This is a genomic window from Nocardioides sp. Leaf285, assembly GCF_001422955.1.
Taxonomy (GTDB): domain Bacteria; phylum Actinomycetota; class Actinomycetes; order Propionibacteriales; family Nocardioidaceae; genus Nocardioides; species Nocardioides kribbensis.
Map to the genome: position 1 here is coordinate 592685 of NZ_LMNH01000004.1, position 13387 is coordinate 606071.

The 13387-nt window shown below is 74.7% G+C and carries 10 protein-coding genes; 7 read left to right on the forward strand and 3 right to left on the reverse strand.

What is annotated here, in order from left to right:
* Window positions 1-38: 38 nt before the first annotated feature.
* Window positions 39-1367 carry an AI-2E family transporter gene (locus ASF47_RS16985; RefSeq protein ID WP_200919179.1) on the forward strand — a complete coding sequence of 443 codons (1329 nt, stop codon included), beginning with the start codon at window positions 39-41 and terminating at the stop codon, window positions 1365-1367.
* 5 nt (window positions 1368-1372) lie between these two features.
* A complete protein-coding gene (locus tag ASF47_RS16990) occupies window positions 1373-2644 on the forward strand; it encodes an MFS transporter (protein WP_200919181.1) in 1272 nt (423 codons plus the stop codon).
* On the opposite strand, the gene tpx is transcribed toward ASF47_RS16990, so the two are convergent.
* A complete protein-coding gene (gene tpx / locus ASF47_RS16995; RefSeq protein WP_200919183.1) occupies window positions 2614-3108 on the reverse strand; it encodes a thiol peroxidase in 495 nt (164 codons plus the stop codon). The genes ASF47_RS16990 and tpx overlap by 31 nt on opposite strands.
* A 160-nt stretch (window positions 3109-3268) precedes the next feature.
* Between tpx and ASF47_RS17000 the strand changes: the two genes are divergently transcribed.
* Entirely contained in the window at window positions 3269-4168 is a 900-nt protein-coding gene (locus ASF47_RS17000; protein ID WP_056865134.1) for a pyruvate, water dikinase regulatory protein, read from the forward strand.
* A complete protein-coding gene (ppsA, locus tag ASF47_RS17005) occupies window positions 4165-6639 on the forward strand; it encodes a phosphoenolpyruvate synthase (RefSeq protein WP_056865135.1) in 2475 nt (824 codons plus the stop codon). Before ASF47_RS17000 ends, ppsA begins: the two co-directional genes overlap by 4 nt.
* A 45-nt stretch (window positions 6640-6684) precedes the next feature.
* On the opposite strand, the gene ASF47_RS17010 is transcribed toward ppsA, so the two are convergent.
* Window positions 6685-7992 carry an ROK family transcriptional regulator gene (locus ASF47_RS17010; protein WP_235558789.1) on the reverse strand — a complete coding sequence of 436 codons (1308 nt, stop codon included), beginning with the start codon at window positions 7990-7992 and terminating at the stop codon, window positions 6685-6687.
* Window positions 7993-8075: 83 nt separating this feature from the next.
* Here ASF47_RS17010 and zwf point away from each other — a divergent pair, with 83 nt between their 5' ends.
* The 3 genes from zwf to eda are packed head-to-tail and all read left to right on the forward strand — an operon-like array spanning window position 8076 to window position 12308.
* Window positions 8076-9662: a glucose-6-phosphate dehydrogenase gene (gene zwf, locus ASF47_RS17015; protein ID WP_082500444.1), complete on the forward strand. Its 1587-nt coding sequence runs from the start codon at window positions 8076-8078 to the stop codon at window positions 9660-9662.
* Window positions 9659-11644, forward strand: a complete 1986-nt coding sequence (gene edd / locus ASF47_RS17020) for a phosphogluconate dehydratase (RefSeq protein ID WP_235558790.1) — start codon at window positions 9659-9661, stop codon at window positions 11642-11644. Before zwf ends, edd begins: the two co-directional genes overlap by 4 nt.
* Window positions 11628-12308, forward strand: coding sequence for a bifunctional 4-hydroxy-2-oxoglutarate aldolase/2-dehydro-3-deoxy-phosphogluconate aldolase (gene eda / locus ASF47_RS17025; RefSeq protein ID WP_082500445.1), 681 nt, complete (start codon window positions 11628-11630; stop codon window positions 12306-12308). Before edd ends, eda begins: the two co-directional genes overlap by 17 nt.
* Here the strand turns inward: eda and ASF47_RS17030 are convergent.
* A complete protein-coding gene (locus ASF47_RS17030) occupies window positions 12265-13173 on the reverse strand; it encodes a hypothetical protein (protein WP_056865136.1) in 909 nt (302 codons plus the stop codon). The genes eda and ASF47_RS17030 overlap by 44 nt on opposite strands.
* Window positions 13174-13387: the final 214 nt, after the last annotated feature.

Genomic DNA, 13387 nt, shown 5'->3' on the forward strand with positions numbered 1-13387 from the left:
TAGGCCCGGGGGCCCGAGCGCTGACAGGATGGCCGATCGTGACCTCCTCCTCCGAGCAGACCCCCGCCGCGCGCCACCCGGGCGCGGCCACCCGCGAGCAGGAGATCGGGCGCGGCGTCCACTGGCTCTCGCGCTGGACGCTGCGCTGGCTGGTGATCGTGGTCGGCGCCTACGTGCTGGGCGAGGCCGTGCAGTACCTGTGGAGCATCCTGCTGCCGATCATCCTCGCGCTGATCGTCACCACCGTGCTCGCCCCGGCGGCGCACTGGCTGCAGCGCCGCACGCCGGTGCCGGGGGGCCTGGCCGCCGGCCTCGTCATCATCGGTGCCCTCGCGGTGGTGGCCGGCGTGGTCACCTTCATCGCCCCCTCGGTGGGCTCGCAGGTCGCCGACATCGCCGACAGCGCCTCGAAGGGCCTGCTCAAGCTGCGCGACCAGCTGCTGAGCAGCAGCCTGCCGGTGACCGAGGGCCAGCTCGACGACGCGGTGGCCGCCGCCCAGTCGCAGCTGCAGTCGAGCGCCAGCTCGATCGCCTCGGGCCTGCTGGTCGGGGTCAGCGCGGTCACCAACGCGCTGGTCAACCTCGTGCTGACCCTCGTGCTCACCTTCTTCTTCATCAAGGACGGCCACCGCTTCCTGCCGTGGCTGACCCACGTCTCCGGCGGCGGCGTCGGCTCCCACCTCTCCGAGGTGCTGCGCCGCGCCTGGTCGACCCTCGGCAGCTTCATCCGCACCCAGGCGCTGGTCGGCCTCATCGACGCCGTGCTCATCGGCCTCGGCCTGGTGATCGTGGGCGTGCCGCTGGCCGGGCCGCTGGCCGTGCTCACCTTCGTGGCCGCCTTCGCGCCCATCGTCGGCGCCATCACCATCGGCGCCGTCGCGGTGCTGGTCGCGCTGGTGGCCAACGGCTGGGTCGCCGCCGTGATCGTGCTGCTCATCGTGCTCGCCGTGCAGCAGCTCGAGGGCAACGTGCTGCTGCCGTGGCTGCAGGGCAAGAGCCTGCGCCTGCACGCCGGCGTCGTGCTGCTCTCCATCGTGCTCGGCTCGACCCTCTTCGGCGTCGCCGGCGCCTTCCTCTCCGTGCCGGTCGTGGCGGTGGTGGCCGTCGTGCTGCGCTACCTCGACGAGCTGCTGCTGGCCCGCACCGGCCAGGGCCCCGCGCCCCACCGCGGCTCCGACGCCGAGCTGGCCGAGCAGGGCGACGCCGAGCGGGCCGAGATGGACCGCCACGACGACGCGCTGCGCCGCGGCGAGGTCGACGCCGACGAGCTGCGCGCCCGCGCCCACGAGCGCGGTCCCGGCCAGGGTCCTGCCGACGACACCGGCGACGACACCGGCGACGACACCCGGCCGCTGCGCGGCCACTGACCCGGGTGCCCCCCGCCACGACGACGGACGCCGGGCCGCGCAGCTCGCCGGCCTGGGCGCTGGCGGTGGTGGCGGCGAGCACGCTGCTGACGATGGGCGTGTGGTTCTCCGCCACCGCCGTCGTGCCGCGCCTCGAGGTCGCCTGGGGGCTGGGCAGCGGGGGCGCCGCAGCGCTGACCATCGCGGTGCAGGTCGGCTTCGTGCTCGGCGCGGTCGGCTCGGCCGTGCTGGGGCTGGCCGACGCGCTGCCGGGCCGGGCCCTCATGGCCGCCGGGGCGCTCGGCGCGGCCGCCTGCACCGCAGGGCTGCTCCTCGCCGACGGCCTCGCGCTCGCCGTGCCGCTGCGGCTGCTCACCGGGGTCTGCCTGGCGCTCTTCTACCCCGTGGCGCTCAAGGAGGTCTCGGCGTGGTTCCTGCGCGGGCGGGGGGTCGCGCTGGGGCTGATGATCGGTGCGCTCACCCTCGGCTCGGCCCTGCCCCACCTGGTGGGCGGCCTCGCCGGAGGTGGTGGCGGCGCCGAGGCCGCGGGGCCCGACTGGCGGGTCGTCGTGGGCGTCACCAGCGCGCTGGCGGTGGCGGGCGGCCTGCTGCTCGCCGCGGTGCGGGGGGAGGGGCCGCACGCGGTGGCCCGCGGCCCGGTCAGTCTCGGCGCCGGCTTCCGGGCGCTGTCGCGCCGCGACGTGCTGCTGGCCGACCTCGGCTACGTCGGGCACATGTGGGAGCTCTACGCCATGTGGGCCGGCGTCGGCGCCTTCCTGCTGGCGCTGCCGCAGGTCGCCGCCCGCCCCGACGCGGCGGCGTACGCCGGGGTGCTGGCCTTCGCCTGCATCGGGGTCGGCGCGCTGGGCTGCCTGCTCGGCGGCGTGCTCGGCGACCGGTGGGGCCGCCCGCGCGCGGCGCTGCTGAGCCTGGTCTGCTCCGGTGGCGCCGCGCTGGTGCTGGCCGCGAGCTACCCGGTCGCTCCGCTGGGGGTGGTCGTGGCGCTCTGCGCCTTCTGGGGCTTCTGGGTGATCGCCGACTCCGCGCAGTTCTCCGCCATGGTCACCGAGAGCGCCCCGCCCGGCAGCGTGGGCGGCGCGCTCTCGGTGCAGCTCGCGCTGGGCTACGCCACCACCACGCTCACCCTGTGGCTGGTGCCGGCGCTGGTCGACGCGGTGTCGTGGCGCCTGGCGCTCGTGGTGCTGGCGCTGGGGCCCGCGGTCGGGGCGGCGGCCATGGTCGCGGCCGAGCGTGGCCGCGGGAGCGCTCAGCCCAGCGCGGCGACCGCGGCGTCGTAGTCGGGCTCCTGGCCGATCTCGGGCACCAGCTGCGAGTGCAGCACCGTGCCGTCGGCGTCGAGCACGACCACCGAGCGGGCCAGCAGGCCGGCGAAGCCGCCGTCGGCCAGGCGCACGCCGTAGTCGTCGCCGAAGGTGGAGCGGAATCCCGAGGCCACGGTCACGGCCTCGATGCCCTCGGCGCCGCAGAAGCGCTTGAGCGCGAAGGGCAGGTCCTGCGAGACGCACACGACCTCGGTGGCGGCCAGGTCGGCGGCCCGGGCGTTGAACTCGCGGACATTGGCCGCGCACACGCCGGTGTCGACGCTGGGGAAGATGTTGAGCACCGTGCGCAGGCCCGGGGTGCGGGTCACCTCCGACAGGTCGGAGCCGACGAGGCGGACCTCGGGCGCGGTGGCGCCGACGGCGGGCAGGTCGCCGACGGTCGTGCAGGGGGTGCCGCCCAGGGCGGTGGTCATGGTCATGGCCAAGGTCTAGCAGGTACGTCGAGCCCGCGGCCCGCGAGGCCGGGTGGTGCCCGCGCCGGCACCGTCGTGGTGGCGGACGTCACCTGCGTCCGGGCGCGGTGCGCGGTAGCCTCCCGAGCACCGCGCCGCACGGGGCGGGAGCCGCTGGAGGGCCCACATGTCGCAGACCGACCCGATCCCGGAGGAGGCGCGTCCCGGGGCCGACGACGTGGTGCCGGTCTTCTTCCTCTCCGACTCCACCGGCATCAGCGCGGAGACGATGGGCAACGCCCTGCTGCTGCAGTTCCCCGACCGCACCTTCGACCGCACGGTCATCCCCTTCATCTCCACCGTCGCCGACGCGCAGGAGGTGGTGGCGGCCCTCGACACCCTGCTCGACCACGGCCAGGCCCCGCTGGCCTTCGTGACCGCGGCCAACGACGAGGTGCGCGCGGAGCTGCTGCGCACCCGTGCCCCGGTGATCGACTTCTTCGGCGTCCACATCGAGCAGGTCGAGGGGCTGCTGGGCCAGCGCGGCGTGCGCCAGCCGCTGCGCCTGCACGGCGTGGGCGACGTGCACCGCTACAACGAGCGGATGGCCGCGGTGGAGTTCACCATCGAGCACGACGACGGGCAGAGCCTGCGCGCGCTGGACAAGGCCGACGTGATCCTGCTGGCGCCCTCGCGGTGCGGCAAGACCCCCACCAGCATGTACCTCGCGCTCCAGCACGGCCTCTTCGTGGCCAACTACCCGCTGGTCGACGAGGACCTCGAGCGCAGCCACCTTCCCGAGCCGGTGCAGCAGTACCAGGAGCGGTGCTTCGGTCTCACCACCACCGTCGACCGGCTCAGCCGCGTGCGCAACGAGCGCCGGCCGGGGTCGCGCTACTCCTCGGCCGAGCAGTGCCGCTGGGAGCTGCGCCGCGCCACCGACCTCTTCAACGCCCACCGGGTCCCGACGATCGACTCCTCCGCGAAGTCGGTCGAGGAGATCTCGGCCCTCATCATCCAGTCCCTGCGCCGCGAGCAGTCCCGGCGAGGCGAGCAGACCCGTCGAGAGAGAGGCACCACCCCATGACCGAGACCTCCACCCCCAGCCCGGCCGGCGAGCAGCCGGCGGGCGGGTCCACCGTCAACGTGCGGTGGTTCTCCGACCTCGGCATGGGCGACATCGAGCAGGTCGGCGGCAAGAACGCCTCCCTCGGCGAGATGGTCTCCCACCTCACCGACCTCGGCGTGCGCGTGCCCGACGGCTTCGCCACCACCTCCGAGGCCTTCCACCACTTCATCGGCGACACCGGCCTGAAGGAGCGCATCAGCGGGCTGCTGCGCGACCTCGACACCGACGACGTGCGGCGCCTGGCCGAGGTCGGCCGCACCATCCGCGAGGAGGTCGTGGCCCAGCCCTTCCCGGCCGACCTCGAGGCCGACGTGCGCGCCGCCTACGACCAGCTCGTCGCCGGCGCCGGCGGCTCCGACGCGGGCGCCGGGTCGGGGGAGCAGCCGTCGTTCGCCGTACGGTCCTCGGCGACCGCGGAGGACCTGCCCGACGCCTCCTTCGCCGGGCAGCAGGAGACCTTCCTCAACGTGCGCGGCATCGACGCGGTGCTGCTGTCGATCCGCGAGGTCTACGCCTCGCTCTACAACGACCGCGCCATCGCCTACCGCGTGCACCACGGCTTCGAGCACGACGCCGTGGCCCTCTCGGCCGGCGTGCAGCGCATGGTGCGCTCCGACATCGGCTCCTCGGGCGTCATGTTCACCATGGACACCGAGTCGGGCTTCGACGACGCCGTCTTCGTGACCTCGGCCTACGGGCTGGGCGAGGGCGTCGTGCAGGGCGCGGTCAACCCCGACGAGTTCTACGTCTACAAGCCCGCCCTGCGCGCGGGCCGGCCCGCGCTGCTCAAGCGCGGCATCGGCGGCAAGGCCACCAAGATGGTCTACACCGACGACCAGACCGTCGGCCGCACCACGGAGTTCGTCGAGGTCGACCCGGCCGAGAGCCGGCTCTTCAGCCTCACCGACGACGAGGTCGAGGAGCTGGCCCGTCACGCGCTGACCATCGAGGAGCACTACGGGCGCCCGATGGACATCGAGTGGGGCAAGGACGGACTCGACGGGCTGCTCTACGTGCTCCAGGCCCGCCCCGAGACCGTGCAGTCGCGCCGCGGCGGCACGCTCGAGCGCTTCAAGATCGACGCCAAGGCCACCGCGGGCGCCGACGTCGTCGTCGAGGGCCGCGCCATCGGGCAGAAGATCGGCGCCGGCGCGGTGCGCGTGATGCGCTCCATCGACGACATGCACGAGTTCCACGAGGGCGAGGTGCTCGTCGCCGACATGACCGACCCCGACTGGGAGCCGATCATGAAGCGCGCCTCGGCCATCGTCACCAACCGCGGCGGGCGCACCTGCCACGCCGCGATCATCGCCCGCGAGCTCGGCATCCCCGCCGTCGTCGGCACCGGCAGCGGCACCCGCGACCTCGCCGACGGCCGCGAGGTCACCGTGTCGTGCGCCGAGGGCGACACCGGCCTGGTCTACGACGGCGTGCTCGACTTCAGCGTCGAGCGCACCGAGCTCGACTCGATGCCCGACGTGCCGGTGAAGATCATGATGAACGTCGGCACCCCCGAGCAGGCCTTCGCCTTCTCCCGGCTGCCGCACAAGGGCGTGGGACTGGCCCGCCTGGAGTTCGTGATCAACCGCCAGATCGGCATCCACCCCAAGGCGCTGCTCGACCTCGCCGCCGACCCCGACTCGCTGCCGGGCGACCTGCGCGCCGCCATCGAGGAGACCATCGCGGCCTACGCCGGGCCGCGCGAGTTCTTCGTGCAGCGCGTCGCCGAGGGCATCGCCATGATCGCGGCGGCCTTCGCGCCCGAGCCGGTCATCGTGCGGATGAGCGACTTCAAGTCCAACGAGTACGCCAACCTCGTCGGCGGCACGCGCTACGAGCCGGAGGAGGAGAACCCGATGATCGGCTACCGCGGCGCGTCGCGGTACCTCTCGGCCGACTTCGCGGAGTGCTTCGCGATGGAGTGCGAGGCGCTGCGCCACGTGCGCGACGAGATGGGGCTGACCAACGTCAGGGTGATGATCCCCTTCGTCCGCACCGTCAAGGAGGCCGAGGGCGTGATCGCGCTGCTGGGCGAGCACGGCCTGCGCCGCGGCGAGAACGACCTGAAGGTCGTCATGATGTGCGAGGTGCCCTCCAACGCCGTGATCCCGGAGGCCTTCCTCGAGCACTTCGACGGCTTCTCGATCGGCTCCAACGACATGACCCAGCTGACCCTGGGCCTGGACCGTGACTCCGCGCTGGTCGCCGACGGCTTCGACGAGCGCGACCCGGCGGTGCTGCACATGCTCTCGTCGGCCATCGAGGCCTGCAAGCGCCAGGGCAAGTACGTCGGCATCTGCGGCCAGGGCCCCTCCGACCACCCCGACCTCGCCGACTGGCTGGTGGAGCAGGGCATCGAGTCGATGTCGCTCAACCCCGACACCGTCGTCGACACCTGGCTGCGGCTGGGGGGCGTCAGCGCCGGCTGAGCGCGGCGCGGCCGGCCTGCGTCGGCCTCGGCGGCCCCCGCCTGCTCAGGCGCGCAGGTGCGCGTCGACGGCGGCGGGGGTGAGCGCGGCGTCGATCGCGAGGGCGGCGCAGCCGACGAGCCCGGCCGACTCGCCGTGGGTGGCGGGGGCGAAGCGGAGGTCGCGCACGACCGACGCGGCGGCGCGGGCGTAGACCGTCTCGCGGATGCCCGCGGTGTAGAGGTCGAAGGCCGCGCCCATGTCGCCGCCCACGACGACGAGGCCGGGGTGCAGGAGGTTGACCGCGGTGGCGAGCACCTCGCCGAGGTGGCGCCCGCTCTGGCGCAGCAGTTGCCGGGCGAGGGTGTCGCCGTCGAGGGCGAGCTGCACCAGGTCGCGCACGTGGCGTACGTCGTGGCCCTCGTCGACCATGGTGTTGACCAGCGCCCAGCCGCCGGCCAGCGACTCCAGGCAGCCGGTCGCTCCGCAGCGGCACAGCAGCCCGTCGGCGGCGTCGATGCGGGTGTGGCCCAGCTCGCCGGTGATGCCGCGGTGGGCGCCGAGCAGGCGGCCGTCGGCGACGACGCCGAGCCCGAGGCCGGTGGAGGCCTTGACGACCAGCACGTCGGCGGGCGGCACGACGCCGAAGAGCTCGGAGTGGGCCAGGGCGGCGGTGTCGTTGGCCAGGTGGAGCGGCGCGGGGCAGACCTCGGCCAGGTAGGGGCCCAGCGCGACGCCGTCCCAGCCGCCCATGACCGGGGCGTCGAGGCTCATCCGGGTCTCGGGGTCGACCGTGCCGGGCAGGCTCATCCCGATGCCGGCGACCGGCACGGTGGTGCCGGCGAGCAGCGCGGCGAGGCGGGCGGCGACGTCGGGCATGAGCACGCCGGGAGCGGTGCCGACGACGTGGTCGCGGGTGTCGCCGACGATCTCGCGCCCGGCGAGGTCGAAGAGCCCGAGCTGGCTGCGCGAGCGGCCCACGGCGATGCCGACGACCACCGCGGCGTCGACGTCGAGGCCGAGCGTGCCGGGCGGGCGACCGCCGGTGGAGGTCGACCCGCCGCCCTCGACGAGCAGCCCGGCGTCGAGCAGGGCGTGTACGCGCGAGGTGACCGCGCTGCGCGAGAGCCCAGTGACGCGGGCGAGGTCGGAGCGGGTGGCGGCGCGACCGGTGCGCACGAGGTGGAGGAGCGCGCCCGCCGACGTGCCGGTGCCGCTGGTGCCGCCGGGTCCCGTGTCGGGAAGGGCCGCCGAGCCGGGCAGGGCCGAGGTCGCGGGGGTCGTCGGAGCCAGGACTGTGGCCGGGACCGGGCCGCGCGCGCCGTCGGGCGGGGCGGGCCGGGAGCCCGGGCGCGAGGCGGTGCTGTCGGTCACGACGAGGAGTCAAGCACAGACTTTGTTCACAAAAAAGCGTAAGAGCGCTTGTATCGATCCAAAAGTCCTGCGACCGTAGAGGCATGGACCAGAAGCACCCCCCGCTCGGCGGCCATCCCAGCGGCCAGCCCGGCAGCCAGCCCGGCACCCCCGCCGGGGCGGCGGCCGCGCTGCCCGAGCACTGCGACTTCACCGTCTTCGGCGGCACGGGCGACCTCGCCTTCCGCAAGCTGCTGCCCGCGCTCTTCCACCGCGACCTCGAGGGCCAGCTGCCCGACGACTTCCGCATCATCGGCGTCTCGCGCAGCGACCTCGACACCGAGGGCTACCAGCAGCTCGTGCGCGAGGCCCTGCCCGGCCACGTCGACCCCGCCGGCCACGACCCGGCCACCTACGACGCCGCCCTCCAGCGCCTGGTCGGGCGCCTGCACCACCTCGTGCTCGACGCCGAGGAGCCCGACGACTGGCACCAGCTGCACGGCCTGCTCAAGGACCGCGGACGCACCGAGGCCGTCGGCGGCCCCGACGAGGCCGTGCGCGTCTTCTACCTCGCGGTGGCACCGGCCCTCTTCGGGCCGATCTGCGCGCGCCTCGACGAGATCGGCGTGGTCGACCCGACCGCGCGCGTGGTGATGGAGAAGCCGATCGGGCGCGACCTGGCCTCGGCGCGCGCGGTCAACGACGCCGTCGGTGCGGTCTTCGACGAGTCGCAGATCTTCCGCATCGACCACTACCTGGGCAAGGAGAGCGTGCAGAACCTCCTGGTCACGCGCTTCGCCAACACCTTCCTCGAGCCGCTGTGGAACTCCCGGTGGGTCGACCACGTGCAGATCACCGTGGCCGAGTCGCTCGGCGTCGGCGAGCGCGGGGGCTACTACGACGGCTCGGGCGCGCTGCGCGACATGGTGCAGAACCACCTGCTCCAGCTGCTCTGCCTCACCGCGATGGAGCCGCCGACCTACGTCGGGCGCGAGACCGTGCGCGACGAGAAGCTCAAGGTGCTCCAGGCGCTCAAGCCGATGGGTCCCCAGGACGTCGACCGCGACACCGTGCGCGGGCAGTACCGCCAGGGGCTCGTCGAGGGCCAGGCGGTCGCGGCGTACTCCGACGACCTGGGGCGCGCCGGCTCCTCGACGGAGACCTTCGTGGCGCTCAAGGCCGAGGTGCAGAACTGGCGCTGGGCCGGCGTGCCGTTCTACCTGCGCACCGGCAAGCGGATGGACCGCCGCGTCTCGGAGATCGTCGTGGTCTTCAAGGAGCCGCCGCACGCGATGTTCCCCGGCAGCGAGGGCGCCACCACCGCCAACCGGCTCCACATCCTCGTGCAGCCCGACGAGGGCATGCGCCTGCACCTCACCGCGAAGGAGCCGGGCCCCGGCGGGATCCGGCTGCGGCCGGTGTCGCTCGACCTGTCGTACGCCACGACCTTCACGCAGCGCTCGCCCGACGCCTACGAGCGGCTGCTCATGGACGTCGTGCGCGGCAACCCCACCCACTTCATGCGCCGCGACGAGGTCGAGGCGGCCTGGTCGTGGGTGGAGCCGATCCTCGAGCGCTGGGACGAGCTCGGCGAGCGGCCCCTGCGCTACCCCGCCGGCACGACCGGCCCCACCGCCGCCGCGATGCTCCTCGAGCGCGACGGCCGAGCCTGGCAGGAGACCGACCAGTGAGCACCCCCGAGACGCCCGCCCCCTCCGGGGCGCCCGTGCTGCCCGAGCGGCTGCACCCCGTGCTCGAGGAGGTCACCGAGCGGATCGTCGCGCGCAGCGCCGGCTCCCGCGCGGCCTACCTGGCCCGGATCGCCCGCGCCGCCGAGACCGGCCCCGCGCGGGGCCGGCTGGCCTGCGCCAACCTCGCCCACGGCTTCGCCGCCTCCGACCCGGCCGAGAAGGCCGAGCTGCGCTCGGGGGTCAAGCCCAACCTGGCCGTCGTCACCAGCTACAACGACATGCTCTCGGCCCACCAGCCCTTCGAGACCTACCCGCGGCAGCTGAAGAAGGCCGTCATCGGCGCGGGCGGGCTGGCCCAGGTCGCCGGCGGCGTGCCCGCGATGTGCGACGGCGTGACCCAGGGCCGCGCCGGCATGCAGCTCTCCCTCTACAGCCGCGACGTCATCGCGATGTCGGCGGCGATCGCGCTCTCCCACGACATGTTCGACGGCGCCCTCATGCTCGGCGTCTGCGACAAGATCGTGCCCGGCCTGCTCATCGGCGCCCTGTCCTTCGGCCACCTGCCCACGGTCTTCGTGCCCGCCGGGCCGATGACCTCGGGGCTGCCCAACAAGGAGAAGGCCGCGGTGCGGCAGCGCTACGCCGAGGGCCTGGCCAGCCGCGAGGAGCTCCTCGAGGCCGAGTCGGCCTCCTACCACTCCCGCGGCACGTGCACCTTCTACGGCACCGCCAACTCCAACCAGCTGCTCATGGAGGTGCTCGGGCTGCACCTGCCCGGGTCGTCCTTCGTCAACCCGGGCACCGAGCTGCGCGAGGCGCTCACCGACGCCGCGGCCGCCCGCTCGGTGGCCCTGGCCCGCGGCAGCGCCGGGCTCGCCGGCCTGCCGCTGGGCGAGTGGTCGCAGCGCGCCGCCCAGCCCGACCGCGCGCCGGTCGGCGAGGTCGTCGACGAGAAGGCGATCGTCAACGCCTGCGTGGCCCTGCTGGCCAGCGGCGGGTCGACCAACCACACGATGCACCTCGTGGCCATGGCCCGCGCCGCCGGGATCGTGCTCACCTGGGCCGACCTCTCGGACCTCTCCGCGGTCGTGCCGTCGCTGTGCCGCATCTACCCCAACGGCTCCGCCGACGTGAACCACTTCCACGCCGCCGGCGGCATCGGCTTCCTCGTGCGCACCCTGCTCGAGGCCGGCCTGCTCCACGACGACGTGCAGACCGTCGCGGGGCCCGGCCTGTCGCGCTACACCCGCGAGCCGCGCCTGGTCGAGGGCCCCGAGGGCCCCGAGGGCCGCAGCAGCCTGGAGTGGGTGGAGGGCACGCCCGCCAGCCTCGACACCGACGTGCTGCGCCCCGCCAGCGACCCCTTCGCCCCCGACGGCGGCCTGCGGGTGCTCGGCGGACCGCTGGGCTCCGCGGTCATCAAGACCTCCGCGGTGAAGCCCGAGCACCGCGTCGTCACCGCGCCCGCCGTCGTCTTCGACGACCAGGCCGACTTCCTGGCCGCCTTCGCCGCGCACGAGCTCGACGACCGCGACTTCGTGGCCGTCATCCGCTACCAGGGCCCCGCCGCCAACGGCATGCCCGAGCTGCACAAGCTCACCCCGGCCCTCGGGGTGCTCCAGGACCGCGGTCACGCGGTCGCCATCGTCACCGACGGCCGCATGTCGGGCGCCTCGGGCAAGGTGCCCGCCGCGATCCACGTCACCCCCGAGGCCGCCCTCGGCGGTGCGCTCGCGCGGGTGCGCGACGGCGACGTCGTCACCGTCGACGCCGAGCGGGGCCTGCTCGGCCTCGCCGACGCCGAGACGGTCCTGGCCCGCCCCGCCACCGGCTCCGCGCCCCAGGGCGAGGACTGGGCCGGCACCGGCCGCGAGCTCTTCTCCGCCTTCCGCGCCACGGTCGGCCCCGCCAACGCGGGCGCCTCGGTGTTCCCGGCGTACGACGCCCCTCAGCAGGAGGTCCCCCTTGCCCAGCACGTCTGACACCCGCTCCTCGACCGGCTCGCCGCTCGCCGCCCCGGCGCCGCTGGCCTCGCTGCTCGACCTCGTGCCGGTCGTGCCGGTCGTGGTCGTCGACGAGCTCGACACCGCCGTGCCGATCGCCCGGGCGCTGGTCGAGGGCGGCCTGCCCGTCATCGAGCTCACCCTGCGCACCCCGGTGGCGCTCGACGCCATCCGCGCCATCGCCGCCGAGGTGCCCGAGATCGTGCTCGGCGCCGGCACCGTGGTGACGCCGGCCCAGGCCCGTGAGGCGCAGGACGCCGGCGCGCAGTTCCTCGTCTCGCCCGGCGCGACGCCGGCGCTGCTCGAGGCGATGCTCGCCACCGGGCTGCCCTTCCTGCCCGGCACGGCCACCGTCTCGGAGGTGCTGGCCGTGCTCGAGGCGGGGCTGAGCGAGATGAAGTTCTTCCCCGCCGAGGCCTCCGGGGGAGCGCCGTTCCTGAAGGCGATCTCCTCGCCCGTGCCCGCGGCGCGCTTCTGCCCCACGGGCGGCATCACCGCGGCGAGCGCGGCGTCCTACCTCGCCCTGCCCAACGTCGGCTGCGTCGGCGGCTCCTGGCTCACCCCGGCCGACGCCGTGAGGGCCGGCGACTGGGCCCGGGTCACGCAGCTGGCTCGCGCCGCCGCCGACCTCCGAGGCGCCTGAGCAGCAGCAGCACGACCAGCACCGCCGGTCCGGCCACGACGACCAGCAGCGCGAGCCGCTCGAGGTCGGCCACGAGCACGTCGTACATCGCGGCGAGCAGGTTGCGGTCGGCCGTCGGGGCCCGGTCGAGCAGCAGCGTGCGCGCCGCGCCCAGGCCGAGCCACACCACGACCGCGGCGAGGGCCGCGCCGACGAGCAGGATGCCGGCGGTGACCATGCGCCGGGCACTGACGAGCAGGGCCACGGCGGCGAGCAGCAGCACCGCCACCGGCAGGCCGAGGCCCGCAGCGTCGACGACCTGGTAGCCCGCGCGGGCCTGGTCGAGCTCGCCGCTCGAGGCCACCGAGAAGGCCGCGTCGAGCCCGGAGGCGTCGACGGTCACCGGCAGGCCCTGCTCGCTCAGCGAGTCGAGCACCGCCTGCAGCAGCGGGCCCAGGTCGACGCTCACCTCGGCGCCGCTGTCGGAGCGCAGCGCGCGCAGCAGCTGGGTGTGGGTGGCCCGCATCGCCTCCTCCCACGCCGGGGGGAAGACGTCGCTGGAGACCACCCGCACCACCACCTGGCGCACCGCCTCGCGCAGCGCCTGCTCGGTGCGCGCTCCCGCGCCGCCCAGGTCGGCTCCGAGGATGTCCTCCAGGGCGCGCTCGGCCCCGCCGACGTCGACCGTGCCGACCGCGAGGTCCTCCAGGCGCACCGCCACCGCGTTGACCACGTCGGGGTCGGTGGCCAGCGGCCCGACCGTCTCGACCCAGCGGTCCTCGTCGTTGACGACCGCGGAGGACCATGCCGAGGTCAGCGCCAGCGGCATCAGGAGCACGGCCACGACGGCGATCAGGTGGGCGAGGGCGGAGCGGACCCGGTTCATGGGCGCGATCGTCCCACGGCCCCGCGTCGGCGCCGGGGTCGGCGACGCGGCGCCGTGGGGGCGGCGCGGTGGGGTGGCGCGGGGCTGGGTGCGGACGTCATGCGGAGGGTGGATGCGCATCCTCGGATCGCATGACGTCCGACGTCGGGCGTACGACGGCGGGTGGCGGGTGGCGGGTGGCGGGTGTGGGGCGCGGGGCGTGGTGGGGCGGCGT

Excerpts from the sequence above, each read along its gene's own strand:
- tpx (WP_200919183.1), bottom strand. The coding sequence starts at position 3,108 with ATGACCATGACCACCGCCCTGGGCGGCACCCCCTGCACGACCGTCGGC.
- ASF47_RS17000 (WP_056865134.1), top strand. The coding sequence starts at position 3,269 with ATGTCGCAGACCGACCCGATCCCGGAGGAGGCGCGTCCCGGGGCCGAC.
- ppsA (WP_056865135.1), top strand. The coding sequence starts at position 4,165 with ATGACCGAGACCTCCACCCCCAGCCCGGCCGGCGAGCAGCCGGCGGGC.
- zwf (WP_082500444.1), top strand. The coding sequence starts at position 8,076 with ATGGACCAGAAGCACCCCCCGCTCGGCGGCCATCCCAGCGGCCAGCCC.
- ASF47_RS17030 (WP_056865136.1), bottom strand. The coding sequence starts at position 13,173 with ATGAACCGGGTCCGCTCCGCCCTCGCCCACCTGATCGCCGTCGTGGCC.